Source organism: Evtepia sp. (assembly GCF_056797215.1).
On record NZ_JBQILM010000008.1, the window covers coordinates 18,706 to 42,304 of the forward strand.

The following is a 23,599-nucleotide window of genomic DNA, read 5'->3' on the forward strand; positions in this document are numbered from 1 at the left end:
CACATGATAGCATAAATGCTATCAAAAGACAAGGGGCTTCCCGGCCTTGGTTCTCCTAAGGCTAGACAAACCGAGAGGGCCGCGCTTGTGTGCGGCCCTCTCGGTTTCTTATTCTATTTCCTCAAAACGGGTCCGGCGGCTGGTCGTCCTTGCTGTCCTTGGCTGGTGGTTCCTCATCCAAAGGCGGCAGCTGGACGTGATCCTTGATCAATTCGTCCGCGGCCCGCAGGCGCTTGGCGGTCTCCTCTTCCCATTGGGCTTTCATCCGCTCCCGCTCCTGGGCCTCCACCTGGGCTCGTTTCTCCCGTTCCTCCCGTTCCTCTGCCTTGCGCAGCTCTAGGGCCTCCGGGTCGTCGAACACCAGGGCGAAGTCCTCGGCGGACATGGTCTCGAACTCCAACAAATACTCCGCCGTGCGTTCCAGCTCTTCCCGGTGGCTGTTGAGGATTTCCTGGCAGCGCTGGTAGCCCTGGTCCAGGAGTTTTTTGACCTCCTCGTCGATGAGCCCTGCCACCTCTTCGGAGTAGCTCCGGGCCTGGGACATGCTCCGGCCAATGAACACCTCCTGGTCGCTGTCGTAGGAGATGGCCCCCAGGCGGTCGCTCATGCCGTATTTCATCACCATGCTCCGGGCAATGGCGGTGGCCCGTTGGAGGTCGTTGGAGGCGCCGGTGGACATATCCCCCAGCACCAATTCCTCCGCCACCCGGCCACCCAGGAGGGTGGAGATGCTCTCTTGCAGCTCCCCTCTGGCCTGATAGGCCTTATCTTCCTCCGGCAGGGAGATGGTCATGCCCCCGGCGGCGCCCCGGGGGATGATGGTGATCTGATGCACCGGGTCCTGGGTCTCCAACTCGTGGATGACCACGGCGTGGCCTGCCTCATGGTAGGCGGTGAGCCGCTTGGCCCGGTCCGAGACCACCTTGCTCTTCTTCTCCGGCCCGGCAATGACCTTCAACATGGCCTCATGGACCAGGTCCATACGGATGAAGGGCCGGTGTGCCCGGGCGGTGAGAAGGGCGGACTCGTTGAGCAGGTTTTCCAAATCCGCCCCGGTGAAGCCCGCGGTGGCCTTGGCGATGGTGTGCAGGTCCACATCATCCCCCAGGGCCTTGTTCCGGGCGTGGACCCGGAGGATTTCCTCCCGGCCCTTGATGTCCGGCAGGCCTACATAGACTTGGCGGTCAAAGCGCCCCGGGCGCAGCAGGGCGGGGTCTAAGATATCCGCCCGGTTGGTGGCCGCCAGGACAATCACGCCCTCGTTGGAGGAGAAGCCGTCCATCTCCACCAGCAGCTGGTTCAGGGTCTGTTCCCGCTCGTCGTGGCCGCCCCCCAGGCCGGTGCCTCTCTGGCGGCCCACGGCGTCGATCTCGTCGATGAACACAATGGCCGGGGAGTTTTTCTTGGCCTGGTCGAAGAGGTCCCGGACACGGGAGGCGCCCACGCCCACATAGAGCTCCACGAAGTCCGAGCCGGAGATGGACAGGAACTGGCAGCCTGCCTCCCCTGCCACAGCCCGGGCCAGCAGGGTCTTACCGGTGCCCGGAGGGCCCACCAGCAGCACGCCCTTGGGAATCCGGGCCCCCAGCTTGGTGTACTGGTCCGGCTGGCGCAGGAAGTCCACCACCTCCGCCAGCTCCTCCTTCTCCTCCTGGGCCCCGGCCACATCGGAGAAGGTCACGCTGCGGCCGCTCTCTGCCAGGGTCCGGGCCCTGGCCTTGCCGAACTGGCTGGCGCCCCCTACGCCTGCGCCGCCCCCTTGGGCCCGGCGCAGGAAGAGGAAGTACCACAGCACCGCCACCACCACCAGGATCACCGCCCAGGTGAGAATGCCGCTGAGCCAGGTGGGGGAGGGGCTGTCGGGGTAATCATAGTGCTTGATGATCCCCTGGCGGTACTGCTCCACCAGGAGGTCGTTGAAATCATCATAGAAGAGCTGGAAATTGTAGAGGGAATAGGTCACCGTATGGCTGCCGTTCACCGCTTCCCGCAGGAACAGGGTGAGGGTATCCTCCTCCACCTTCACCTCCATCACCTTTTCCTGCTCGAAAAGGTCCCGGATTTCCCCATAGCTGTACTCCGGCTTATCGTTGGAGTCCCGGAACAGGGTGGTGACGCAGAACACCAGGGCCAACAGGCAGGCCACCATAATCAGAGCCCGCAGGGGGCTTGCATTTCGCTTCAATCCATCACATCCTTTTGCTGCATCATTGGTAAATGCTGGGTTTCAAAATACCGATGTAGGGGAGCTGGCGGTACTTCTGGTTGAAGTCCAGGCCGCAGCCCACCACAAACTCGTCGGGCACCGTGAAGCCCACGTAATCTGCCTCGATCTCCGTCACCCGGCGCTCCGGCTTGTCCAGGAGCACACAGAGCTTCAGGGAGGCGGGGTGGCGTTTTTTCAGCTCCGTCACCAGCTTGGACAGGGTACGCCCGGTGTCCAAGATGTCCTCCACCAGGAGCACATGCCGCCCGATGATCTCCTTTTCCAGGTCCAGGCGCATCTCCACCGTCCCGGTGCTCACCGCCCAGGAGCCATAGGAGGAGGCGGCCACGAAGTCCAGCTCCAGGGGGGTCTGGATGCTGCGCACCAAATCCGCCATAAAGATGAAGGAGCCCCGCAGGACCCCCACCACCAGGGGCAGCTCCCCCTGGTAGTCCCGGGTGAGCTGCTCCCCCATGGCCTGGATACGCGCCGCCACTTCTTCCTTGGTATAGAGGATCGCCTTCATATCTTCTTCCATCATCGCTGCTGTTCCTTCCTCTCTATCTTCTTTCTCTCTAGGACGAGACACACCGCCGCCTCCCCTGCCGCTGCCAGCCGGGGGGCATGGGGCCCCAGCCCTGCCGCGGCCAGCATCCCCCGGGCGTCGGAGAGCACCGGGAGGCTGTCCCGCTGGGCTTTTGGAATCTTCTCGTCGATATACCACTTTTTCAAGCTCTTTTCCCCTCGCCGGGGGAGCTTGAGCCGGTCCCCGGTCTGCCGGGGGCGGAGGGTCAGGGGGAACACCGGGTCCCGGAGATACCACCCCTCCCCTTCCACCGGGCAGGTGGCGGGGGTGATGCGGAGGGTCCAATCCCCCCAGTGGTACTGGCCGGGGCCGGGGAGCTCCATAGGCGGCGGCGGCGCTTCTGCCTCCCCCAGGGCAAAGAGCAGGCGGCCGTATTGCCGCCGCACCCGGAGCCCCTGGGGCAGGTCTATCTGCCCGGAGGGCTTATCCCCCAGGGCCAGCTCCACCACCGCCTCCAAATGGGCGGCGCTGTGTTCCCAGCGGCCCAGCGCCGCCAACGCCGCCTTCACCCCCCGGATGGCCACCGGGCGGGGGGCCTCCCGGAGGGCTTGGACGGAAAGGGCAATCCCTTCCTGCGTCCGCTCTCCCCCTTGAACCAGCGCCTGGCCCAGGCCGTCCAAACAGTCCCGGTCCGCCCGCAGGTGGCGCAGGTTCGCCGCCAGGCGGCGGGAAAAGCTGGGGTTCAGGCGTTCCAGCACCGGCATCACCTCCCGCCGCAGCAGGTTGCGGCGATAGGTCACGTCGGCGTTGGAGCTGTCCTCCACGTGGGGGACCCCCTGGGCGGCCAAATATGCCTCCAACACCTCCCGGGGGCACTCCAACAGGGGGCGGCACAGCCTGCCCCGCCGGGGCGGGATGCCCGTCAGGCCGTCCAGGCCGCTGCCCCGGAGCAGGTGGAGCAACACCGTCTCGGCGTTGTCATTGGCATTGTGGGCGGTGGCAATCAACGTGCCCTCCCCCAAGCCCTGGGCGGTGCGCTCCAAAAAGACGTAGCGCAGCTGACGGGCGGTGTCCTCAATGCCCCGGCCTGTCCGGGCGGCCTGGGCGGCCACGTCCCCTTGGCCCAGGTGCAGGGGGACCCCCTGCCGCCGGCACCAGTCCTGGACAAAGGCCGCGTCCCGCTGGGATTCCGCCCCTCGGAGCTGGTGGTTGTAGTGGGCGGCGTGAATCCTCAGCCCCCGCCCTTCCGCCAGCGCCAGCAGCAGGGTGAGCAGGGCCATGGAATCCACCCCGCCCGAGAGGGCACACAGGATGGTCCCTCCCTGGGGGAACATCCCAAAGCCGTCCCCAAAGGCCAGCACCTGGCGGGGGAGCTCAGTAGGGCTCTTCATAGTTGTTTTCCACAGAAGAGAAGGTGGTGAACTCCGGCAGCCATTGGAGGGGGATGGTGGTGGTCTCCCCCCGGCGGTTCTTGGCGATGATGCACTCGGCCTGGTTGTGCTTGTCGCTGTCCTTATTGTAATAGTCCTCCCGGTAGAGGAACATCACCACGTCGGCGTCCTGCTCAATGGCCCCGGACTCCCGCAAATCCGAGAGCATGGGCCGCTTGTCCGACCGGCTCTCGTTGGCACGGGAGAGCTGGGACAGGCACAGCACCGGTACCCGCAGCTCCTTGGCCATGATTTTTAAGGCCCGGCTGATATCCGCCACCACCTGCTGCCGGTTTTCCCCGGCATAGCTGCGGCCCATGCCCGAGGACTGCATCAGCTGCAAATAGTCGATGATGACCAGCCCCAAGTTCTCCATCCGGCGGCACTTGGCGTTCATGTCCGCCACGGAAAGGCTGGGGTTGTCGTCAATGTAGATGGAGGTATGGGACAGGGCGGTGGCCGCCAGGGTGACCTTATCCCAATCGTCCTGGTTTAAGCGCCCGGTCATGAGTTTTTTGTTGTCCAAAAAGGCCTCGCTGGACAGCAGCCGGGTGGCCAACTGCTCCCGGCTCATTTCCAGGGAGAAGAACACCACCGCCTTTTTGGAGAACTTCCCCGCGTGGAGCAGGATGTTCAGGGCGAAGGAGGTCTTGCCCATGCCCGGCCGGGCGGCCAGGAGGACCAGCTCCGTGGGGTGGAACCCTGTGAGGGTCCGGTCCAGGTCCCCAAAGCCGGTGGCCATACCGGGGATTTCCGATCCGGAGGCGGAGAGCTCTTGGAGGCGGTCGCACACGTCCACCAGAATCTTGCTCAAGGGCTCCAAGCCCTGGGCACTGCGGCCCTGGCGGATGGCGTAAATCCGCTGCTCCGCCAAGTCCAGCACCGCCTGGGCGCTCTCGCCCCCCTCTTGGACCAGGGAGGTCAGCTCCCCGGCGGTGTCATACACCCGGCGCAGCAGGGACTTGTCCTTGACGATGCGCACGTACTCCATGACGTTGGCCGCCGTGGGGGTAATCTCCATAAGTTGGAGGATATAGCTCCGGGAGTTGGCCTCGTCATAGACGCCATCGCGGCGCATCTGTTCCAACACCGTCACCGGGTCGATGGCGGCGGAGAAGTTGAACATGCCATAGATGGTCTGGTAAATCTCCCGGTTGGCTTTCAGGTAAAAGTCCTCCCCGGTGAGCCCCTCCACCACGTCGGGGATGCAGCGGGGGTCGATGAGCATGGCGCCCAGGACGGATTGCTCCGCCTCCACACTGTGGGGAATCTGCCGCAGCAGCAGGGATTCGTCCATGGATGTTCACCTCCCGATCCCCTTAGTTTTCTTCCAAAACCTCCACATGCACTGTGCCGGAGATTTCATAGCCCAGCTTGCACTTGAGCTGGTAGGCCCCAAAGGCCTTGATGGGCTCCTCCTGGACGATCTTGGTCTTGGCCACGGCGATGCCGTGCTGGGCCTGCAGGGCGTCGGAGACCTCCTTGGAGGTCACCGCCCCGAAGAGGCGGCCGTTGGCCCCGGCCTTGGCGGGGATTTTCACCACCACGTCCTTAAGCTGCTTGGCAACGGCCTCTGCCTCGGCCTTCTCCGCGGCCATCTGGGCCTTCTTGGCCTTGTCCTGCATCTTCATGGTGTTCACGTTCTCGGCGTTGGCCTCCACGGCCAGCTTTTTGGGGAACAGGAAGTTCCGGGCGTAGCCGTCGGAGACGTTTACCAACTGCCCCCGCTTGCCCTGGCCCTTCACATCCTGCTGTAAAATGACTTTCATCGTTCATGTCCTCCATTCGATTGTGGTTTCTTTCTATTTTGATTTCTATGGTAGGGGCCGCCAATGGCGGCCCGGCCCCTGGGTTAGCTGTCCTCGTCGAAATACTGGTCGATGGCCCCGGTGAGGGCGGGGAGCACCTGCTCCATGGTCTGGCCGGGGAACTGGGCCCCGGCGGTGGCGGCGTTGCCGCCTCCCCCCAGCATTTCGCAGATCACCTGGACGTTCACATCCCCCCGGGAGCGGGCGGAGAGGTAGAGCTGCCCCGCCTCGGCAAAGAGCACGAAGGAGGCGTCCACCCCCGCAATCTTCAACAGCTCATCCGCCGCCTGGGCGGCGATGATCCGCTCCACCTTGGCGGCGGTGGAGGCGATGGCGATGTTGTCCCGGTAGGTCTGGGCGCTCTGGATGATGCTGTATTTTTGCAGGGTATCCTCTAGGCCGTTCTGGAAGTGGCGGTTGACCTGGTTGATGTCCGCCCCGGACTTGCGCAGGAAGGCCGCCGTCTCAAAGGTCCGGCTGCCGGTGCGCATGGTGAAGCTCTTGGTGTCCAGCACGATGCCCGAGAGCAGGGCCTCCGCCTCGGTGCGCAGCAGGTCGCCGCTGTCCAGGGCGTATTGGACCAGCTCCGTCACCAGCTCGCTGGCAGAGGAGGCGTAGGGGTCGTGGAAGCTCAGGGCCGGATTCTCGATGTAAGAGGCCGCCCGGCGGTGGTGGTCGATCACCGCCACCCGGGCCCCGGTTTTGAGCAGCTCCGGGTCCTGGGTCTGTTCGGGGCGGTTGGTGTCCACCACCACCAGCAGGGTGTTGGGCCCCGCCAGGTGCCGCAGCTCTTCGGCGGGGAGGAACACCCCCTTGTATTCCGGCAGGGCCATCAGGCTCCGGGCCATGTCCTGGGCTGGGTACGGGCCGGGGGCCTTCACCGCGTGGACGCTCACCCCCCGCTTCCGGGCCAGGGCGCACACCCCCGCCACAGCCCCCACCACGTCCAGGTCCGGGAACTTGTGGCCCATGATGAGCACTTGTTGGGTGCCCGCCATCAGCTCGGAGAGGGCGGAGGCGACCACACGGCTCTTCACCTTGGTGCGCCGCTCCACCTCTTTGGACCGCCCCCCCACAAAGGAGAAGCTGTCGCCGTTTTTCAGCACCACCTGGTCCCCGCCCCGGCTCAGGGCCATGTCCAGGGCCAGGGAGGCATATTGGAACAGGGTCTTGGGGTCCGGGGCGCTCAGGCCCAGGCCGATGGACAGGGTGGCGGCCACGCCGTTGGGGCTCTGCACCCGGCGGATGTCGTCCAGGATGGCGAACTTTTTCCGCTGCAGCTCCTGCAAGCTGCCGGTTTCCAGCAGGAAGAGGTAGTGGTCCCGGCTGTAGCGGCACAGCATCCCCCCCACTGGGTCCAGCCAGTCGGCGATATGGTTGTTGATCTCTGAGCGCAGGGCGGAGCGCTCCCCTTCCTCTAGGCCCCGTGCCAGGTCGTCGTAGTTGTCCACCTGGATGATGCCCAGCACCTGGCGGCTGCGCTGGTATTTCTCGTCGATGCCCGCGTAGCGGGTGATGTCCACCCAGTAGGTGGTGGCCAAAAACTCGCTCTCCCCCTCCACGCACACCAGGTTGCCGTAGACCAGATAGTACCGCTCCCCCACCTGCACCGGCTCGGGGCACAGGTGCTTGCCGTCCAGCAGCCACTGGGTCTGGAAGTTGGGCACCAGGGCGGAGAGCTTGGTCTCGAAGATGTGGTTCTTATCCCCTGTGAGCCGGAGGAAGCGGCTGTTGCTCCAAATGATCTCCTCGTCGTCCGGGCGCAGGATGAGGATGGGCAGGGGGGAGGCGATCATGGTCTGGCGGGAGGCACAGTTGACGTCGCTGGTCACCGTGTCCAGGTAGGACAGCAGGGCACTCCTGCGCCGGGCCGCACTGGCGCGCAGCACCAGGCACACCCCCACCAGGGCGGCCACCTCCCCCAAGGACAGCCAGGGATTGAACATCGCCGTGAGGCCGGCAAAGACCAGGCAGGTGACGAGCATCACCCGCATCCCGGTATCCGTCAGGCTGGATACTGTTTTGGTAAAGCTCTGTTGCATCATTGCGCCTCCATGGGCTTGGGCCGCCGGGGCGGCCGGGGTGGAAGTGTAGTGTGATGAAATATTATACCATAGTTTTCCCCCGGTTACAAGGAGGAACCTTGTCGTATCTGCCAGGGGGCGGAGGCCCCGCCAGGCCCCCGGTTTTTCTCCCTTGATTTTGGGAAAAGGGGGCTTCCTTCCCGGCGGAGACTGTGGTATACTACGGGGCGAACAGACATAGATTCTGTCACCATCATCAGCGCGGCAGCCAGGGGCGCAGCCCTTCTCCCCCGGATCCTCTGACCCCTTGCCCCGCGCAGGAAAAGGAGCGATCAAACCGTGGCTGGGAAACAGACACACTCCCACAGCCGGGAGACCAGACGGAGCCTCAATGGGAGGATCCTGAAAAACACCACCCTTAACATCCTGATTTTGGTGGTCATCTGCTGCGTGATCATGGCCATTTCCATGCAATTTCTGGCCAACAACATCCTGTTGGACAGCCTACAGCCCATGGCCCGGCAGTCCGCCAAGACCGTGGAGGCCAACATCCACATGCTGGCAGACCGGATGATGACCGTGGCGGGGGACCCCCGTATGGCCCCCACCGGCGACGCCGACCCCCGGAGCAGCCGCCAGGCGGTGCTGGCAGAGGCCGCCGAAATCTATGAACTCCACACCATCGCCCTGTACAGCCTGGACGGTCGGCTGGTCCAGGGCATCAGCGGCGCACCGGAGCAGCTGGACGGCAGCTTCCTCTCCCTGCTCCAAGAGACAGACAATCTCACCACCGACAGCTCCACCCGCTTCCAGGGCAGCCTGGGCGTCACCATGGGCATGCCCGTCAAGGCCGGTGGGGAAACCGTCCTGTACCTGGTGGGCGTGTATAAATACGATACCCTCAACGATGTCATCAGCAGCATCAACCTGGGCCGCCACGGCACCGCCTATATGGTCGGCCACGACGGCACCATCACCGGCCACCCGGACCAGGCCCTGGTCCAAGGGGGCGGCACCCTGGGCCAGCTCAGCGGCGACAACCAGGAGGCCATGGAGCGCATCGTCACCGACGAGACCGGCTCGGCGGAGTTCCCCGTGGACGGGGAGACCATGCTGGTGGCCTTCTCCCCCATCCGGGGGACCCAGTGGTCCCTGGTGATCCAAATCCCCAAGGCGGACTATAGCTCCATGATCAACGGGGCCATGCTGGTGGCGGTGGCGGCCACCCTGGTGGTGCTGGTGGTGTCCATCCTGCTGGTGCTGCGCCTGGCACAATCCATCTCCCGCCCGGTGAAGGGGGTAACCGGGCGGATGGTGGCCCTCTCCGACGGGGACCTCCACGCAGCGGTGGTCCCTGTCCGCTCCGGCGACGAGCTGGAAGTCCTCACCCGGACCCTGGACACCACTGTGGAGAGCGTGAACCGCTACATTTCAGACATCCAGCAAGTGCTCACCCAGGTGGCCGGGGGCAACCTCCAAGTGGAGCCCCAGGTGGATTACAAGGGGGATTTCGCCCTGATCCGCGCCAGCCTGGGCACCATCATCCAGTCCATCAACGAGACCATCGTGGGCTTCCGGGCCGCCGCCGCCCGGCTGGCAGATATGTCTGAGGAGCTCAACAGCCAGTCCAGCCAGCTCCACCAGGCCTCGGTGGAGCAGACCCAGTCCACCCAGGCCCTGGTGCAGGAGGTCCACCGGGCGAAGGAGCGCCTCTCCAACGTCATTGAGAGCAGCGGCCAGACCCGGGGCAAATCCGCCGAGATTGCCCAGCGGGTCCAGGAGGCCAACACCCACATGTCCGCCCTGTCCAACGCCATGGACGACATCAGCGGCAACGCCCAGGAGATCACCCAGATCTCCAAGGACATTGAGGACATCGCCTTCCAGACCAACATCCTGGCCATCAACGCCTCGGTGGAGGCCGCCCGGGCCGGGAGCGCCGGGAAGGGCTTCGCCGTGGTGGCGGAGGAGGTGCGGCGGTTGGCCGCCCGCAGCGCCCAGGCTGCCCAGCGGGCCACCCAGATGATCGGCAGCACCCATGACATCATCCAGACCGGGGTGATCCTCACCGCTGACACCGCCGGTTCCCTCCAAGCCATCTCCCGGGTCACCGGCCAGATCAGCACCATCGCCGACCACCTGGTGGCCGCGGTGGAGGGCCAGGAACAGGACCTGTCTGTTATGGAGGAGCGCATTGAGAACATCTCCACCATCGCCAACCGGAACCTGCAAAACGCCGGCGGCACGGAGCAGTCCAGCGGCCTGTTGGCCCGGGAGGCGGAGGCCCTCCAAGCCCAGGTGAACAAATTTGTCCTGAAGGAGGAATGTAAGCGATGAAACGGATGTTTTGTTTTCTCCTGCTGTTGGCCCTGGCCCTGCCCCTAACAGCCTGTGGCGGCCAGGATACCCTCCAGGACGGCTACTACACCGCCCAGGCCGCCGAGTTCAGCCACGGCTGGAAGGAGTATATCACCATCCTGGTCAAGGACGGGAGCATCATCTCCGTGGAGTACAACGCGGAAAACGCCAGCGGCTTCATCAAGAGCTGGGACAATGCCTACATGCAAACCATGCTCCACTCCAACGGCACCTATCCCAACGAGTACACCCGCAACTATGCCAGCCAGTTCCTAGAGGGCCAGGGCACAGGGGAGGTCAATGCCATCACCGGCGCCACCTCCTCCCACGGCTCCTTCCAAAAGCTGTCCGCCGCCGTGCTGGACCAGGCCCGCAAGGGGGATTCCAGCGTGGTGTTTGTGGATACCAGCCATTGACAGCTTATTCATCAACACAAAAAAGCGGGAGCTCATCGCTCCCGCTTTTTTGCTCTATTATAACCCTTTATACACATCGCCCCGATTGTCCACCTTGATTACACTGACCGTCAGAACATCCTGGTAAAGGTCATAAATGGCCCGATATGTGCCAATACGGACCCGGTAGCGCCCCTTTTGCCCACGAATGGGAAAGATATCCCCTTCATAGGGTAGCTTATAGCGTGCGGCCACGATCCGCTCCTGTTGGTCCCGTGGCTGCTTTTGGATAAACTTCCGGGCGGGGCGCTCAATGACAATCCTGTATTTCATAGCTGAATCCCCAGCTCCTTGGCAAAATCCTCAAGGGGCATAGGGTCTCCCTTATCTGGGTCACGCTCATAGTCCTCGATCATCCTCTGGCAAAAGGCCTCATCCTCTAGGTCGTCAATGGTCTGCCGCATGGCTTGGAGCATGGCGGCGACGTTGACCAATTGGGCCTCGCTGAAGCTGTCTAAAATCGCGTCGCATCGTTCACGGTTGCTCATGGCCAGCCTCCTTCCCTTCGTCTGAACATAATACCTGGGAACGCCTTTATTGTACCACATCCAGCCCCCTCTATCAATCCATTCCTCACCGCCAATGCCGCCAGAGGTCCAGTTTTCCGTCTGGCCGCCGGCGGTACCACACGCTGGTGAACACAATCCCCAAAAAGAGGATTTGGCCGCAGAAGTACAGCCACACCAGGAGGATAATGATGGACACCAGGGAGCCGTAGACCAGGGAGTAGCGGGAGGACAGGCCGATGAACCAGGAAAACAGGGCGGAGGCCGTCACCAGGGCCAGGGCACAGACCAGGCTGCTGACCATCATGGGCACCCGGGGCGTCCCCTTGGGGGCGGCCATGACGAACACCGCCAGGACGAATAAGTAGAAGATGAAAAACAGCAGGAGGTAGCGCAGCCACACCCAGGGCTGCAAGGTCTGGTCCAGGAAGGGCAGGTGTTGGCCTAAGCTCTCCAAGGTCCGCTGCCCTGTGACCACCACAATGATGGACAGGTCGATGGTCAGCAGCAGGGCCAGGGGGAAGGCCACGCTGACCACCATCCCCCGGACCATGGACTGGGACACGTCGGTATACACGTCCAAAATCACCCGGGTGATGGTGCGGAAGGCCGCCGCCGCAGAGAACCACCCCGCCGCCAGCCCCGCAATGAACAGCCCCGGGCTCTGGCGGTAGGAGATATAGCGCAGGTAACTGCTGATGACCTCCAAGGCCTCGTCGGGGAGGACGCTGCCCAAGCTCTCCATGAGGCTCACAATGTCGATGTTCACCAGCCCCAAGACGAAGGACACGCAGATGAGCATGGGGAACACCGTCAGCAGCAGGAAATAGGCCAGGCACGCCGCCGCCTGGGGGGCCCGGCAGCTAAAATACAGGGTCAGGGCCTCCCGCAGGAAGCGCACAGCCCTTGCCTCCCACAGCTTGCTCCACAGCTTCTTCAAAAAAGCCACCTCCTACCAGTTCTTACCCCATCCCGCCCCGCATACCATGGGAGATACGGGAGCGTGATGCAAATGAAACGAAAAACGCAGGCCGCCACCAGGGGGCTGCGGCGGGGCTTGGGGGGCCTATTGGCCCTGGCAGGCCTGGGCATGACCGTTGCCACCGCCGGCTTCGACCTGGAGGCCCTCAACGACTTGGACGCCTTTTCTGCCGCCCTCTCCGCCCAAACCACCCCGGCGGACGAGCCGGTCCCCCGCCTGCAGCGGCTGCTGCTGGGGGAATCTGCCCTGCTGTCCCACTGGGCGGCGGGGACGCCGCCCCAGGAGATCACCACCGCCGAGGACGACGGTGAGGACGAGGTGGAGCTGGACGCGGTGACGCCGGAGCAGATCCAGCCCAAAACCATCACCGGGTCTGGGACGGGCTATCTCAACGGCCAGGGGGTCACCCTGTACAACCGCACGGAAAAAACCGTGGACCTGGACGCCATTGCCCAAGGGGGCAGCAGCCTCCACCTGGGCAGCGCCCAGGCGGGGCCCCAAATCCTAATCATGCACACCCACGCCACAGAGGCCTATGCCCAAAACCCGGACGACCCCTATCCAGAGAGCGGCACCGCCCGCACCACGGACCCCTCCCATAGTATCATACGGGTGGGGGACGAGATCACGCGAATTTTCACGGAAATGGGATTAAATGTCATCCACGACACCACCCTCTACGACTACCCCTCCTACAACGAGGCCTACACCCGCTCCCGGGCGGGGATTGAGGCCATCTTGGCCCAGCACCCCACCATCCAGGTGGTGCTGGACATCCACCGGGACGCCCTGGTGGGCTCCGACGGCACCATCTACAAGCCTGTCATAGAGCTGGACGGGGTATCCACCGCCCAGGTGATGATGCTGGTGGGGTCTGACGACGCCGGGGCGGAGTTCCCCGACTGGCCGGAACACCTGGCCTTGGTGATGTCCGTGCAGCAGCAGATGAACTCCCTTTGGCCCCAGCTGGCCCGGCCCATCACCCTGCGCACCGCCCGCTTCAACCAACAGCTCACCAAGGGCTCCTTCCTGGTGGAGGTGGGCAGCCACGGGAACAGCTTGGAGGAAGCCCTGGCCGGGGCCCGGCTCTTTGCCCGGGCGGCGGGGAAGGTATTTTTGGAGCGCTGCGGATAAGGGCAGGCCTCCCCTTGTATACATTAAGCCCCTTGCTGTTTCCAGACAAGGGGCTTAAACTTTTTTCACCACCGGCTTCCCACTGCCGGGGACAAAGTACACGCTGCATGGTGGTTCCTCACCACACTTATTATATGCAAGCAGCAAGGCGCTGTCAATCCCGACCCCCAAGCCCTCTTTTCCAAAGAGGGTGTCACGGCGCAGCTCGTGACGGGTGATTTCCTTGTGGGGGTCACAACAACACTGCGGTCACCCCCTAGGCCAATGGGAATGCAATCAAGGGTTTTAAGCGTATTGCCTTGGATGTGTGCTCTCATATTCCTGGCCCCGGTTCTGGGCATAGAAGTCCATGTTTTGCAGCACGGCGGCAATGTCCGGGGGGATGTTGGAGACGGCGCGTCTGACGGTTTCATAGGCGTTGACGCTGGCTGGGTACAGCACGGGATTCATGCGCGTAGGAACCCGGCCCATAAAGGACCAATTCTTGGTCCAGACAACCAGCAGACTGTCGTCATGGTGGCCCTCTATGTCATTGGTGGGGGCGGGTAGTGGGGGAACCTTGGGGCCGACCCCGCCATACATCCGGTAGAAGAAGCGGAAATCCTTAGGTGGGACAAAGCCCTCGTTGAGGAAATTCCCAATGTGTTGTCGTTGCGCATCCGGCCAGTGTGCGCACTGGGGCACGGCCCTCAAGGAGGGAGGTTTGGGACGATCGTTCATACTTTGGATATTTTATAATCCTGGTAGAACCAGGGGAATTTTTCATGTTAAAGAACTACCAAAAACAGGACCTCACTGTGACTTCGCAGTGAGGTCCTGCCAAACAACGTTTATTCACTTTCAGCTTTTTCATCTTGAGAAGATGCTTTTCTCTTTTCCCATCTTTCCCAAAGCAAAAAGAGTGAAATCAAATTAAACGTGATAAAAAAGAAAATACTTGCTTTCTCAATAGAAACAACGGGGTACAGTGATGACCATATTATTTCTAACTTTGTCCCAAGTACTAAATGTCCAATTCCTATTTCTATAAGAGTCAAAAGCATCGACATCAATAAAGACAAGGGATAAGACAAAAAAATCAAAACAAAGGGAATTCGTTTCATAATTATTAGTAAACCTTCGCACTACCAGTAACATGAAATTCAATATATTTTTATTATATCATAAAACCCATAACAAATCAAGTTGTTTTGTGCTTTTCGCACAATTAAAACTATCCTAGCGATTATGTCCCGAAAATATATATTATTTCTCGAAAAAGTAAACAACTTTCGGTTTACATTGGGGGCAACTACTGGTTGCCCCCCTGCAAAAAGGCCCAAAAACCACAGGAAACTGTCAATTCTGCCGCATAAACCCTCCTCTGCCAGGCCATACTTAGGGAAGAACAAGGAGGGAGCGTTATGTATCTCGTTGGTATCTTAGAGAGCCGTCCGGCCCTCTCCACCTTCCTCTCCGGCACCTTGCCGGAGGGCCTGCGGCAGCAGGTGTCACTGTGCCCTGTGGGGGAGCTGCCTGCGGGGCAGACGGCGGACCTTTTGGTGGTCTCCCCGGACTTGGCGGAAAAGGACGTGACGCCCCCCGCCTGCCGGGCGCTGCTGGTGCCGGGGCGGCTGTCGCCTCTGGCGGGGGATATCCCTGCCGCCTGGGCGGTGAGCTATGGCATCTCCTCCCGGGACTCCCTGACCCTGTCCAGCCTGGGGGAGGAGGCCATCAGCCTGGCACTGCAGCGGGAGGTGGTCACCCTGGCGGGGGACTGCCTGGAATGCCAGGAACTGCTGCTGCCCCGGGGCGGGCACACCTCCCCCCTCCACGTGCTGGCCTGCGCCGGGGTACAGCTGATGCTGGGGGTACCCCCGGAGGAGGTCAGCGTGGGGACCCTGGGGCGGGTGCCGTCGTGAAGGGCGTACCCGCCTGCCACAACACAACGAGGGGGCTTGCAGCCATAGCGGCGCAGCCCCCTCGTTGTTATCATGATACGCTGCCCATTAGAACAACAGCTCTCGCAGCAGCGGATAGGTTTCCACTATAAACAGCACCACACAGACCGCAGCGCAGAGCAGCCACATCCCGTGGTATATCTCATTCCTACTCTCCGTCTGGGCCAACCGCCGCGTCTTCCAGCACAGCAGCACCGCTGCCAGGAGCAGTACCACCGGGGGCAGCAGTACTATGGCAATCTTCGGCCCCAGGAAGCCATAGTGACATACGAAATCATCGGCGTTATAGGTACGAAACGAATACGGACTATCCAAACGCAGCCAACAGACAAGCCCGCAGAGCAGCCCCCCAGCCAGGAACACGCCCCGCGCCCGGGCTTCCCTGTCCGGCAGGAGCCCCCGCCGCCCATATATCAGCAGTCCCCCCGCCAGTCCAAACAGCAGGATGATCCCCAGCTCAAACAGGTTGTATTGGTCCATTATAGGCCTCCTTTCGGGCGTCTTGGGTTTCTGACAACAAGATGGAGGAAATGCCCTGCAAACAGGGATACTATTCGTCTTGCGCCCTTGAAACCGAAAGGGCCTCGGTGTGGATGTTGTCAACATAATATTCCACACACAGGCGGTCTCCTTGTTCAAAGGCGTCCATATCTATGTGTTCCCCATACGCAAAGGTCATGGCGGCCCCACCCCCTAGGCTGATGGTAAAGCTATCCGGGCGAACCACAAAGAGCTCCCCCCATTCCAGTTCCACCGCCGCAACGTGATACGCAACCGGGTTTTCCTCTACCCTGTAGTCAACGCACACATTGTCTCCTACGGCAAAGGCAGACAGATCCAGGCCAAGGGGAAGTTCAAAACAATAGGCCGCATCGTTTTCCGCCTGAAGCTCAATCCCTTCCCTTTTGAATGCGGTCAGGGTTCCACATAGTGTTCCCTCTTTTGCCAGCGTTTCCTCCTGGGCGCACGCGGAGAGAACGAGCGCAAGCAGAAGCAAGCTTATTAAAAATTTTCTCATCACGTCACCAGCTCCCCTTTTCCCCCTTGTTTTGTCTATATGATACAGGATGGGGGCAGGGTGGTCAATCATCCAACTCAATTTCCATTGTCCGCTCGAAGCAACACGGTGGCCTCTTCCAGCAAAGCGGAAAATTTCCCCAGGGCATCACAATACCGCACCACCTCATAGGCATTCTGGCCCTTCGGCATCAGGGCGTGAAATTCCGACTTCCCATTACACACCCCAGCTCACCGCTTCGATCTGCGGTGGGTTCCCGGGGATCACATCGCGGACATAGGAGATGCCAACCACATCCCCCGGCTGAACGCCAATATCCCGCTGTAAATCCCTGTTGTTGCGCAGGAACCGAAGCGTTTCAACTTGTCCCGCCAAAGGGTCCTCCGGCAGAGGTCGCACCACCACCTGGTTTTCGTCCATGGAAACCACGGTGCCGTCCAAATACTTCCGTGTAAGGCACCAACTGCCCACATCGGTCTCCCCGACGTCAGCGGGAACCAGTTTGCGCACATAGGTCAGGTTGACCTGATCCCCCACGACGACGTCGTTGGGGTCCATGAGGGTGTTCTCGAAGGGAAACCGGATGTCCGATATCAGAGGATGGTCCGTGATCTCAACCACAGCCATTTCCTCCGAAATCGCCACAACCGTTCCTGTTGCACATTCCGAATTTCCTCCGGGAATATAGCCAGTGGCCAGAAAGAGCACTGCACTCACAAAAGTAACCAGATCGATCATAAGAATCCTCCTTACGCGTTGCAGGCCTTAAAAACCTTCTACTTACATATCGCCGAACGGGGCCAAAAAAGGAGCAGCAGTATCAGAAAATTCTAAGATAACATTCTCGCTGTCGGGGTATGCAGATATAACAACATATCCTGTTTCATCTCCTGCCGTTTCCAGCTCACATGAGTATGCTGAAACACTACCATCCACATCATACATGGTTACAACATTAGCAATCTCTGTTTCTGATGTCTACATGGTATCAGGCATAGATTGAAAATCCCTCACGAAAAATGATGCAATAATTTCTGCAACATTTTCTGGGATTCTCATTTCTTTTTCATCATGATTCCTCCATGTTTTTTATTAGTTCTTCTTCCCAAGCATCCAAGTCTACATAAACACCCCAGTTTTTTGCTTCAATCTGCGGTGGATTTCCAGGAATCACATCGCGGACATAGGTAACGGAAACGGAATCCCCTACACTAACCCCAATATCCCTTTTCAAATCCTCGTTATTCCGCAAAAACATCAATTCTTCCACCTGCCCAGCCAAGGGATCATCCGGCATGGGCTGGACAACGACTTGGCTTTCATCCAGGGAGAGCAAGATTCCATTCATCTCCTTCTTGGCCACCCCCCAAGACCGCACGTCGGTATCTCCTACGGAATAAGGAAGCAACGGCCCCATATAGGTAATCACAACACTGTCCCCAGCAACAGCGCCGTCGTAGTTACTCAGCTTGTTCCGTTCCAAGGAAAAGGCCATCTGACGGACCAAGAGATTATCTGGCACCGCAACGACAACGCGATCGCCAGAAACTTCTACAACAGTTCCTATGAAATCGTTGGCATGGTTAGAATTGCTCGCGTACACGCTGGGACAAAAACAGTGGATCAGAATAAGCGCCATAGAAAAAATTCTTGCCATCGTCGCCTCCTTAACCGATTACATCAAGTTGTGATTTGTAGATGTACTGGGTACTTCCACATCGGACTCCCCGCCCTTTCAAAGGGCGCATTTTATCCATTCGTTTATATTTTTAGATCATGTAACACTGAAACATCACGCCCAGGGGCCGCACAGCGCGACCCCTGGGTATCTTTTATCCAATCACTTCAATCATCCAGTCTATTGCCTCCACTTGCGGCGGAGAACCGGGAACCAATTCCCGAACGTAAGGAATCAGAAGGGTATCACCCTTGTCTGCCCCACGAACCTTGAGGGGAGCGTCTCGATCAATTTGCACTTTAATAACCTCGGTTTCCTGGGCTAGTGGGTCTGATTCCAGGGGGCTGACCAGCAAATAGTCCGGCTCAAAGGCTTGAAGCGTTGCCCTGAGCTCCTTTGTTGCCAAGTTGAACCCCAGGGCATCCAGGTCCCCCTTGTCAGCGGGGGTCAATTTCCCCCGGTAAATGACCTCCACCACATCCCCCACAACAGCCCCGTCAATCGGCGGGACACCAGTTTCCGACAGAGGGAAGGTCACCCTAGTGCCTGAAACATCCGTTGTGTCGTTCACGTCTGTCATGTGTGTTACCTCAACTGCCACCCGCTCCTCCGAGCATTCCGCAATGGTCCCTGTCACACAATACTCGTCGCCGCAGGCACTCAGTAGACAAAGGCACACAATAAATACTATTGAGGATATTCTTTTCATCATTCTACTATTTTGTATGGTGATATTGTATTTTTAATGTTTACTCCTGTCTTTTTCTATATCCAGTGAAATGTACTGTCATAGCTTCAGACTCTTCTTTTCTGCCTGTTCTCACTGGAAGACCCTTTTCACTTCCACATCGGACTCCCCTCCCTTTCCCCCTTGTTTTGTCTATATTATACAGGATGGGGGCAGGGTGGTCAATAGAAAAGCCCCAGGCCTGCCAAAACGCCCAGGGCCCCGCTGCCGTTTTACAGCGGGGCCCTGCCAGTGGGTCTGTTTTTATGGGTGTTTAATGGTAGCGTCTGGGGTGTGTGCTCTCATATTCCTTCCCCCGGTTCTGGGCATAGAAGTCCATGTTTCGCAGCACAGCGGCAACGTCCCTGGGGATGTTGCCGGCGGTGCGGCTGACGATGTCATAGGCGTTGACACTGGCCGGATATCGCGTGGCATTCATACGCGTAGGGATGCGCCCCATATACGACCAATTCTTGGTCCAGACAACCAGCAGGCTGTCGTCGTGGTTGCCTTCTATGTCATTGGTGGGGGCGGGCAGTGGCGGAACCTTGGGGCCGACCCCGCCATACATCCGGTAGAAGAAGCGGAAATCCTTAGGTGGGACAAAGCCCTCGTTGAGGAAATTCCCAATGTGTTGGTCGTTGCGCATCCGGTCATTGATGGCCGCGTTGTAGTTTTCATACAGACCTTTGCGCACGTCTCCGTCGGGGTAACTTGTGGGAAGGTTCAGCTCCGTAACCCCGTGTTTTTCCGCCAGCTTCCACGCAATATCTTGCAAAGTATCCTTCATGTCCTCAGACTGATAATAATACTTAGCGTCATAATAGACGTAGTATCCGGAGTACTCATTGGCCCCCTTGAACTGCTTGAGTACCTCTTTCCCATCGTACCAACTGCCTATCGCAGCGCCATGCACGTTTCCCAGCCGCGATATATTATAGACATCTTCAATGAGCTTTTGCATAAAGTCAGCAGGGTCATATCCCTTGTTGACGTAGGCAGTTTTCAAATCCTCCACAACCTCGGTCAACTTCTGTTCCACAGCCGACGCACTGGTTTGGCCTCGGTAGTACTGTTCAAAGGTATCTAAAACTTGGTGGCTTAAGTCCATGCCAGAGACAGATGTCCCCATAGACCCCGGACCCACAAAATTTTTGGGCAGCCCTCTTTCGTCTGTAGGCGTCCAGAACGGCTTGTCATGGGCGTGCTCAAAGCGGTCAAACTCCGGGTCGCCTCTGTAGTAGGTGACGCGGGTGTCGTCCGCCTCCGCGCCCACTGGCTTCACAGAGCCAGGGGGCGCGGAGGGCTTTTTTATGGTGATGCTTGTAAGTTTGATATCAAAGTTCATAGGATCATCCCTTTTTTCGTTTCCGCCATTAAATATTTTTTATACATTGTTTTTTATATTATACAGGATATAGGCAGAATAGTCAATGGAAAAGGGCCACCAAAAGTCTTTTCACGCCATCGCCATATCAATACCTATAAAGATATGCATCTAGCCAAAGCATCAGATTTCCGTTAAAATTATACCCCACTAAATCTCCATGACTCCCGCTCCTATTTAGGATTTCTCCTGTCTTGTAATTGGCACCTGTCGCTTCTGGGTCCATATATGAGAATGTACCCCCATCTATGTTAATTCCTCGTACAATCATTGTATGTCCGGCGCCAATGACAGTAAACCTCCCATATACAATGTGACCCTTACCCAACGTATTCAAAATTGGCGTTAAATTGTTGGTTGAGTTTAAAGCAAATGCTAAAGAAAAATCATTCAACAACCTAGATTTTGCTGTAGTGATACTAGCTCCCTCCGCTGTGTTCGTTGTATATTTATTTGCCATAGTTTTACAGCTATACGATAAATTTTTTTCCAGTTTAACGATACTTGCCATACACGCTGCCCAACACCAGTTACTTCCCGCAGGCTGGCGTATTACAGGGGCATTAACATACGCAGATTCATCACCATATCCAATTGTGCTTGGAGCGTCAAGATCAAGCCCCAATTCACAGGTTGCTCCAACTTGGTTTGTTTCAACAATCGAAAGTTCTGCCGTTGGAATATCAGATAGAGATGCTCGTCCCTCTATTCCCTCAATAACATTATTATAATTCAGCAAAGTGGCAGACGTTCCATTCCAACAATAAACACCCCTATCGTCATATACCAATGCAACATTCCCATCAGTAGCTATGCTGCTGTTCAACATAGGAACCAACTCAGACGACACGAACGCATAAGTTCCATTCTCTTCATCAGAAAAAACCGCCGCAAGCGCTATAAGATTATCAAACTCATCCAGAATGGAGTAAAAGGTTTCCTGGGTAGCTTGGACACCCGTATCCTCAAGAAGGGTATATGTAGGAATCACGTCCCCAATTTGAATCTTCGAGAGGTCAACGTCCGCAAATCCATAGTTTTCTTTTTCAAACGCCATTGTGCTAACGACACGTCCAATTGCTTCAATTACATCATCAGGAACAGTGTTACTGTTCTCGTTCGCTGCAAACGCCGGGACTACAAGTGAACTCAAAAGACTGATTGCTAAAATCATTGATATAAAAATCTTTTTCATGTTGTCTTTCCTTTCTTTTCTGCAGTAAAACCCTTATCCTTATCCATTTATTTCCACATCGGACTCCCCTCCCCTCCATTCTCCAACATCCAGGTTAGTAATTCACAAACCCAGAAACCTGCACAGCATTTCCGGAATTATTCCGAATTTGCAAGGTATAGTTTCCACGCTGGGTCACCTGGATACCCCTGTTAATGCTCCCATTTGTCACATTGATATAGTGGAAGCTGCCGTTGGGGCCAACCAGGCCGAAGTCCACGCTGGCAGTCCGGGGGGAATAGGACGCATTGACCGTCACCACCGCCCCCGCTTCCAGCGGGAAGGCTGTACTCACGCGTGCCTTTGTGTTGGCCGGGATATTCACGTTGATTCTTCCAGTTGCCCGTGTGTCCATGAATACCACGGCTGCATCGGTATCCTCCGGCTCTACCTCAACCGCCCACGCGGTGATGCCTGAACATCCCAGCACAGTAACCATTGCCAACACTGTACAAAGGATTTTCTTCCCCTTCATTCTGTTCACCTCCCCCCGTTTCTAGGTTATGGCCACTCCAAAGAGAACTCTACATAGGGTGTGCCATCATCAGTTTCCTCCTCCAATTCCTCGATTGGGAGCACCGGGATGTCCTCCGTCTCCTGGGGAATTTGAGTGTAAATCATCGCTGCCAGCAGCAGCACCACAGCACACGAAAGGACAACAATGAGTTTCCTCTCGCGGGTAAATTTTTTCCCCATTGTTGGTGGCGTTTGGGCCTCCTGGGTTTCTTCCTCCGGCGGTTCTGGTCTGTCCGCACCGCTATCCAATAAATAATCTACCGACACCCCATATAGGTCACTCAAAAATTTTAGGTTGTCGGTGGACGGCACGGCAATTCCCGCCTCCCACTTTGACACGGCCTGCCGGGAAACCCTGAGGGCTTCCGCCACCCTCAACTGGGACAGTTTCTTTGCTTTTCTCAGCGTAATCAGTTTTTCTTGTAAGCTCATGGATAATTCTGCCTCCCATTTTAGATAGTTTCTCAAAAAAGTAAACCACTTTCGGTTTACACCAGGGGCAACCGTTGGTTGCGCAAGTCAAAACCAAAAATTCTCCCATAATATATATCGTTCTCCAAGGAAAAAAGTGGATATGTTTTTATAAATTTTTTCAATTTCAGCATTTTATACAAAACCAAAAACCGCAAGGCCGGGGCTACACGTAGCCCTAAACCTTGCGGCTTTTGCTGTTCCTTTGTTTTGCCTACCCCTCAGTGCGACCCACTCTCCCGGAGCACGAAGAGGTTCAAAAAATCGGCGTGTTTGACCACGTGGGCGCTGACGGAGCCCAGGCGCATCAGGGGCCCCCGGGAGGAGCGGGTCATGACGATGGCGTCCATCTCCTTCTCCCGGGCGTAGTCCACAATCACCGGGCCCACCACCCCCCGGAGGAATACAGTTTTCACCTCATACCCCTCCATTTCCAGGGCGTACTGTTCCAGCAGCCCCAAAATCCGTTCCTCTTTCCCTGCGGATTCCACCCCGGGCGCCACCATCAGGATGGTCAAGGCGGCCTGGTCTGGGGGATAAATCCGTTTCACCGCCTCCAAGGAGTGCAGGCTGCGCTCGCTGCCATCCACAGGGAGCAAAACTTCTTTCATAGGAAACGCCTCCTTATTAAAATACAGAAGCGCGGAGCGCCGGGGCGCTTTGGGCCACGGCCCAGAGCGCCGCGCAACGCTCCGCAGCTTCCATTGGCTATTTGGTTTTACAGCTCATCCTCGTGGGGCTCCCGCATCACCACGATGTCCAGGAACCCGGCATTTTTCACCACGTAGGCGGCCACCGAGCCCATCCGGCGCAGGGGGCCCCGGGAGGAACGGGTCATGACGATGGTGTCAATCCCCACCTCTTTGGCGTACTCCACAATCTCCGGGCCAGGGGCGCTGCCCAGGAGGATCTGGGTGCTTACGTTGTACTCCGGGAGCATAGCGGCCACGCCGTCCAGCTCCGGCTGGGCCTTTTCGGCGTTGTGCTTGATCTCGTCGGTGGAGTTTAGGTACAGCTGTGCGCCAATGACCTTGGCGATGATGAGCTCGCAGTCAGCGGGCTTGTAAAGCTGTTTCACCGCTTCCACGGTACGCTTACTGCGGGCGCTGCCGTCCACAGGCAGAAGAACTTTTTTCATAAGAGGGCCCTCCTTCATATTGTCTGGGGTTGTAAAAATTATATACGGGGAGTGGGACGCT

General features: G+C 58.5%; 27 protein-coding genes. 4 read left to right on the forward strand and 23 right to left on the reverse strand.

Features of this window, described 5'->3' with window-relative positions; all coding sequences use genetic code 11:
* Positions 1 to 121: 121 nt before the first annotated feature.
* The 6 genes from ftsH to ACTOZL_RS03090 form a co-directional block, all read right to left on the reverse strand.
* Positions 122 to 2,149, reverse strand: coding sequence for an ATP-dependent zinc metalloprotease FtsH (ftsH, locus tag ACTOZL_RS03065; protein WP_482476658.1), 2,028 nt, complete (start codon positions 2,147 to 2,149; stop codon positions 122 to 124).
* A gap of 58 nt (positions 2,150 to 2,207) precedes the next feature.
* Positions 2,208 to 2,747: a hypoxanthine phosphoribosyltransferase gene (hpt, locus tag ACTOZL_RS03070; RefSeq protein WP_482476614.1), complete on the reverse strand. Its 540-nt coding sequence runs from the start codon at positions 2,745 to 2,747 to the stop codon at positions 2,208 to 2,210.
* A complete protein-coding gene (gene tilS / locus ACTOZL_RS03075; RefSeq protein WP_482476615.1) occupies positions 2,744 to 4,123 on the reverse strand; it encodes a tRNA lysidine(34) synthetase TilS in 1,380 nt (459 codons plus the stop codon). Before tilS ends, hpt begins: the two co-directional genes overlap by 4 nt.
* Positions 4,107 to 5,459 carry a replicative DNA helicase gene (gene dnaB / locus ACTOZL_RS03080; protein WP_482476616.1) on the reverse strand — a complete coding sequence of 451 codons (1,353 nt, stop codon included), beginning with the start codon at positions 5,457 to 5,459 and terminating at the stop codon, positions 4,107 to 4,109. The genes tilS and dnaB overlap by 17 nt, the downstream gene beginning before the upstream one ends.
* A 22-nt stretch (positions 5,460 to 5,481) precedes the next feature.
* Complete coding sequence (gene rplI, locus ACTOZL_RS03085; protein ID WP_482476617.1) at positions 5,482 to 5,931, reverse strand: 50S ribosomal protein L9; 450 nt, start codon at positions 5,929 to 5,931, stop codon at positions 5,482 to 5,484.
* Between the two features lie 83 nt (positions 5,932 to 6,014).
* A complete protein-coding gene (locus ACTOZL_RS03090) occupies positions 6,015 to 8,012 on the reverse strand; it encodes a DHH family phosphoesterase (RefSeq protein ID WP_482476618.1) in 1,998 nt (665 codons plus the stop codon).
* A gap of 321 nt (positions 8,013 to 8,333) precedes the next feature.
* Between ACTOZL_RS03090 and ACTOZL_RS03095 the strand changes: the two genes are divergently transcribed.
* Together ACTOZL_RS03095 and ACTOZL_RS03100 are read left to right on the forward strand one after the other, a co-directional pair.
* Positions 8,334 to 10,331 carry a methyl-accepting chemotaxis protein gene (locus ACTOZL_RS03095; RefSeq protein WP_482476619.1) on the forward strand — a complete coding sequence of 666 codons (1,998 nt, stop codon included), beginning with the start codon at positions 8,334 to 8,336 and terminating at the stop codon, positions 10,329 to 10,331.
* Positions 10,328 to 10,768: an FMN-binding protein gene (locus ACTOZL_RS03100; RefSeq protein ID WP_482476620.1), complete on the forward strand. Its 441-nt coding sequence runs from the start codon at positions 10,328 to 10,330 to the stop codon at positions 10,766 to 10,768. The genes ACTOZL_RS03095 and ACTOZL_RS03100 overlap by 4 nt, the downstream gene beginning before the upstream one ends.
* Positions 10,769 to 10,825: 57 nt before the next feature.
* Here ACTOZL_RS03100 and ACTOZL_RS03105 read toward each other — a convergent pair whose 3' ends face one another.
* The 3 genes from ACTOZL_RS03105 to ACTOZL_RS03115 all read right to left on the reverse strand — a co-directional run bounded on the left by ACTOZL_RS03105 (position 10,826) and on the right by ACTOZL_RS03115 (position 12,253).
* Complete coding sequence (locus ACTOZL_RS03105) at positions 10,826 to 11,080, reverse strand: type II toxin-antitoxin system RelE family toxin (protein ID WP_482476621.1); 255 nt, start codon at positions 11,078 to 11,080, stop codon at positions 10,826 to 10,828.
* A complete protein-coding gene (locus tag ACTOZL_RS03110; protein WP_482476622.1) occupies positions 11,077 to 11,295 on the reverse strand; it encodes a hypothetical protein in 219 nt (72 codons plus the stop codon). The genes ACTOZL_RS03105 and ACTOZL_RS03110 overlap by 4 nt, the downstream gene beginning before the upstream one ends.
* Before the next feature lie 85 nt (positions 11,296 to 11,380).
* Positions 11,381 to 12,253 (reverse strand): YihY/virulence factor BrkB family protein, encoded by an 873-nt coding sequence (locus tag ACTOZL_RS03115; protein WP_482476623.1) that lies wholly within the window; start codon positions 12,251 to 12,253, stop codon positions 11,381 to 11,383.
* Between the two features lie 72 nt (positions 12,254 to 12,325).
* On the opposite strand from ACTOZL_RS03115, the gene spoIIP reads away from it, so the two are divergent.
* Positions 12,326 to 13,429, forward strand: a complete 1,104-nt coding sequence (spoIIP, locus tag ACTOZL_RS03120; RefSeq protein ID WP_482476624.1) for a stage II sporulation protein P — start codon at positions 12,326 to 12,328, stop codon at positions 13,427 to 13,429.
* A 285-nt stretch (positions 13,430 to 13,714) separates the two neighbouring features.
* On the opposite strand, the gene ACTOZL_RS03125 is transcribed toward spoIIP, so the two are convergent.
* Positions 13,715 to 14,113 (reverse strand): hypothetical protein, encoded by a 399-nt coding sequence (locus tag ACTOZL_RS03125; protein ID WP_482476625.1) that lies wholly within the window; start codon positions 14,111 to 14,113, stop codon positions 13,715 to 13,717.
* 146 nt (positions 14,114 to 14,259) lie between these two features.
* A complete protein-coding gene (locus ACTOZL_RS03130) occupies positions 14,260 to 14,532 on the reverse strand; it encodes a hypothetical protein (protein ID WP_482476626.1) in 273 nt (90 codons plus the stop codon).
* 300 nt (positions 14,533 to 14,832) lie between these two features.
* On the opposite strand from ACTOZL_RS03130, the gene ACTOZL_RS03135 reads away from it, so the two are divergent.
* A complete protein-coding gene (locus tag ACTOZL_RS03135; RefSeq protein WP_482476627.1) occupies positions 14,833 to 15,330 on the forward strand; it encodes a hypothetical protein in 498 nt (165 codons plus the stop codon).
* 87 nt (positions 15,331 to 15,417) lie between these two features.
* On the opposite strand, the gene ACTOZL_RS03140 is transcribed toward ACTOZL_RS03135, so the two are convergent.
* From ACTOZL_RS03140 to ACTOZL_RS03195, 12 genes are all read right to left on the reverse strand, one after another.
* On the reverse strand, positions 15,418 to 15,849 hold the full coding sequence (locus ACTOZL_RS03140; RefSeq protein ID WP_482476628.1) for a hypothetical protein: 432 nt from the start codon (positions 15,847 to 15,849) through the stop codon (positions 15,418 to 15,420).
* 70 nt (positions 15,850 to 15,919) lie between these two features.
* Positions 15,920 to 16,387, reverse strand: a complete 468-nt coding sequence (locus ACTOZL_RS03145) for a hypothetical protein (protein WP_482476629.1) — start codon at positions 16,385 to 16,387, stop codon at positions 15,920 to 15,922.
* A gap of 216 nt (positions 16,388 to 16,603) precedes the next feature.
* Complete coding sequence (locus ACTOZL_RS03150; protein ID WP_482476630.1) at positions 16,604 to 17,008, reverse strand: hypothetical protein; 405 nt, start codon at positions 17,006 to 17,008, stop codon at positions 16,604 to 16,606.
* Between the two features lie 159 nt (positions 17,009 to 17,167).
* Complete coding sequence (locus ACTOZL_RS03155; protein ID WP_482476631.1) at positions 17,168 to 17,332, reverse strand: hypothetical protein; 165 nt, start codon at positions 17,330 to 17,332, stop codon at positions 17,168 to 17,170.
* Positions 17,333 to 17,456: 124 nt separating this feature from the next.
* The gene (locus tag ACTOZL_RS03160) at positions 17,457 to 18,044 is read right to left on the reverse strand and encodes a hypothetical protein (protein ID WP_482476632.1); all 588 of its coding nucleotides are present in this window, start codon (positions 18,042 to 18,044) and stop codon (positions 17,457 to 17,459) included.
* A 175-nt stretch (positions 18,045 to 18,219) separates the two neighbouring features.
* A complete protein-coding gene (locus ACTOZL_RS03165) occupies positions 18,220 to 18,744 on the reverse strand; it encodes a hypothetical protein (protein WP_482476633.1) in 525 nt (174 codons plus the stop codon).
* 322 nt (positions 18,745 to 19,066) lie between these two features.
* Positions 19,067 to 20,140, reverse strand: coding sequence for a hypothetical protein (locus ACTOZL_RS03170; protein ID WP_482476634.1), 1,074 nt, complete (start codon positions 20,138 to 20,140; stop codon positions 19,067 to 19,069).
* A 127-nt stretch (positions 20,141 to 20,267) separates the two neighbouring features.
* The gene (locus ACTOZL_RS03175; protein ID WP_482476635.1) at positions 20,268 to 21,374 is read right to left on the reverse strand and encodes a papain-like cysteine protease family protein; all 1,107 of its coding nucleotides are present in this window, start codon (positions 21,372 to 21,374) and stop codon (positions 20,268 to 20,270) included.
* Between the two features lie 94 nt (positions 21,375 to 21,468).
* Positions 21,469 to 21,888, reverse strand: a complete 420-nt coding sequence (locus ACTOZL_RS03180; protein ID WP_482476636.1) for a hypothetical protein — start codon at positions 21,886 to 21,888, stop codon at positions 21,469 to 21,471.
* A 26-nt stretch (positions 21,889 to 21,914) separates the two neighbouring features.
* On the reverse strand, positions 21,915 to 22,361 hold the full coding sequence (locus tag ACTOZL_RS03185; RefSeq protein ID WP_482476637.1) for a helix-turn-helix domain-containing protein: 447 nt from the start codon (positions 22,359 to 22,361) through the stop codon (positions 21,915 to 21,917).
* A 260-nt stretch (positions 22,362 to 22,621) separates the two neighbouring features.
* Complete coding sequence (locus ACTOZL_RS03190) at positions 22,622 to 23,011, reverse strand: universal stress protein (protein WP_482476638.1); 390 nt, start codon at positions 23,009 to 23,011, stop codon at positions 22,622 to 22,624.
* Between the two features lie 107 nt (positions 23,012 to 23,118).
* Positions 23,119 to 23,538: a universal stress protein gene (locus ACTOZL_RS03195; RefSeq protein WP_482476639.1), complete on the reverse strand. Its 420-nt coding sequence runs from the start codon at positions 23,536 to 23,538 to the stop codon at positions 23,119 to 23,121.
* Between the last annotated feature and the right edge of the window lie 61 nt (positions 23,539 to 23,599).

Bases quoted from the DNA above. Each gene is read 5' to 3' on its own strand.
- ftsH (WP_482476658.1), bottom strand. From the start codon at position 2,149: ATGGTGGCCTGCCTGTTGGCCCTGGTGTTCTGCGTCACCACCCTGTTC.
- hpt (WP_482476614.1), bottom strand. From the start codon at position 2,747: ATGATGGAAGAAGATATGAAGGCGATCCTCTATACCAAGGAAGAAGTG.
- tilS (WP_482476615.1), bottom strand. From the start codon at position 4,123: ATGAAGAGCCCTACTGAGCTCCCCCGCCAGGTGCTGGCCTTTGGGGAC.
- dnaB (WP_482476616.1), bottom strand. From the start codon at position 5,459: ATGGACGAATCCCTGCTGCTGCGGCAGATTCCCCACAGTGTGGAGGCG.
- rplI (WP_482476617.1), bottom strand. From the start codon at position 5,931: ATGAAAGTCATTTTACAGCAGGATGTGAAGGGCCAGGGCAAGCGGGGG.
- ACTOZL_RS03090 (WP_482476618.1), bottom strand. From the start codon at position 8,012: ATGCAACAGAGCTTTACCAAAACAGTATCCAGCCTGACGGATACCGGG.
- ACTOZL_RS03100 (WP_482476620.1), top strand. From the start codon at position 10,328: ATGAAACGGATGTTTTGTTTTCTCCTGCTGTTGGCCCTGGCCCTGCCC.
- ACTOZL_RS03105 (WP_482476621.1), bottom strand. From the start codon at position 11,080: ATGAAATACAGGATTGTCATTGAGCGCCCCGCCCGGAAGTTTATCCAA.
- ACTOZL_RS03110 (WP_482476622.1), bottom strand. From the start codon at position 11,295: ATGAGCAACCGTGAACGATGCGACGCGATTTTAGACAGCTTCAGCGAG.
- spoIIP (WP_482476624.1), top strand. From the start codon at position 12,326: ATGAAACGAAAAACGCAGGCCGCCACCAGGGGGCTGCGGCGGGGCTTG.
- ACTOZL_RS03130 (WP_482476626.1), bottom strand. From the start codon at position 14,532: ATGAAACGAATTCCCTTTGTTTTGATTTTTTTGTCTTATCCCTTGTCT.
- ACTOZL_RS03135 (WP_482476627.1), top strand. From the start codon at position 14,833: ATGTATCTCGTTGGTATCTTAGAGAGCCGTCCGGCCCTCTCCACCTTC.
- ACTOZL_RS03140 (WP_482476628.1), bottom strand. From the start codon at position 15,849: ATGGACCAATACAACCTGTTTGAGCTGGGGATCATCCTGCTGTTTGGA.
- ACTOZL_RS03145 (WP_482476629.1), bottom strand. From the start codon at position 16,387: ATGAGAAAATTTTTAATAAGCTTGCTTCTGCTTGCGCTCGTTCTCTCC.
- ACTOZL_RS03155 (WP_482476631.1), bottom strand. From the start codon at position 17,332: ATGTATGATGTGGATGGTAGTGTTTCAGCATACTCATGTGAGCTGGAA.
- ACTOZL_RS03160 (WP_482476632.1), bottom strand. From the start codon at position 18,044: ATGGCAAGAATTTTTTCTATGGCGCTTATTCTGATCCACTGTTTTTGT.
- ACTOZL_RS03170 (WP_482476634.1), bottom strand. From the start codon at position 20,140: ATGAACTTTGATATCAAACTTACAAGCATCACCATAAAAAAGCCCTCC.
- ACTOZL_RS03175 (WP_482476635.1), bottom strand. From the start codon at position 21,374: ATGAAAAAGATTTTTATATCAATGATTTTAGCAATCAGTCTTTTGAGT.
- ACTOZL_RS03180 (WP_482476636.1), bottom strand. From the start codon at position 21,888: ATGAAGGGGAAGAAAATCCTTTGTACAGTGTTGGCAATGGTTACTGTG.
- ACTOZL_RS03185 (WP_482476637.1), bottom strand. From the start codon at position 22,361: ATGAGCTTACAAGAAAAACTGATTACGCTGAGAAAAGCAAAGAAACTG.
- ACTOZL_RS03190 (WP_482476638.1), bottom strand. From the start codon at position 23,011: ATGAAAGAAGTTTTGCTCCCTGTGGATGGCAGCGAGCGCAGCCTGCAC.
- ACTOZL_RS03195 (WP_482476639.1), bottom strand. From the start codon at position 23,538: ATGAAAAAAGTTCTTCTGCCTGTGGACGGCAGCGCCCGCAGTAAGCGT.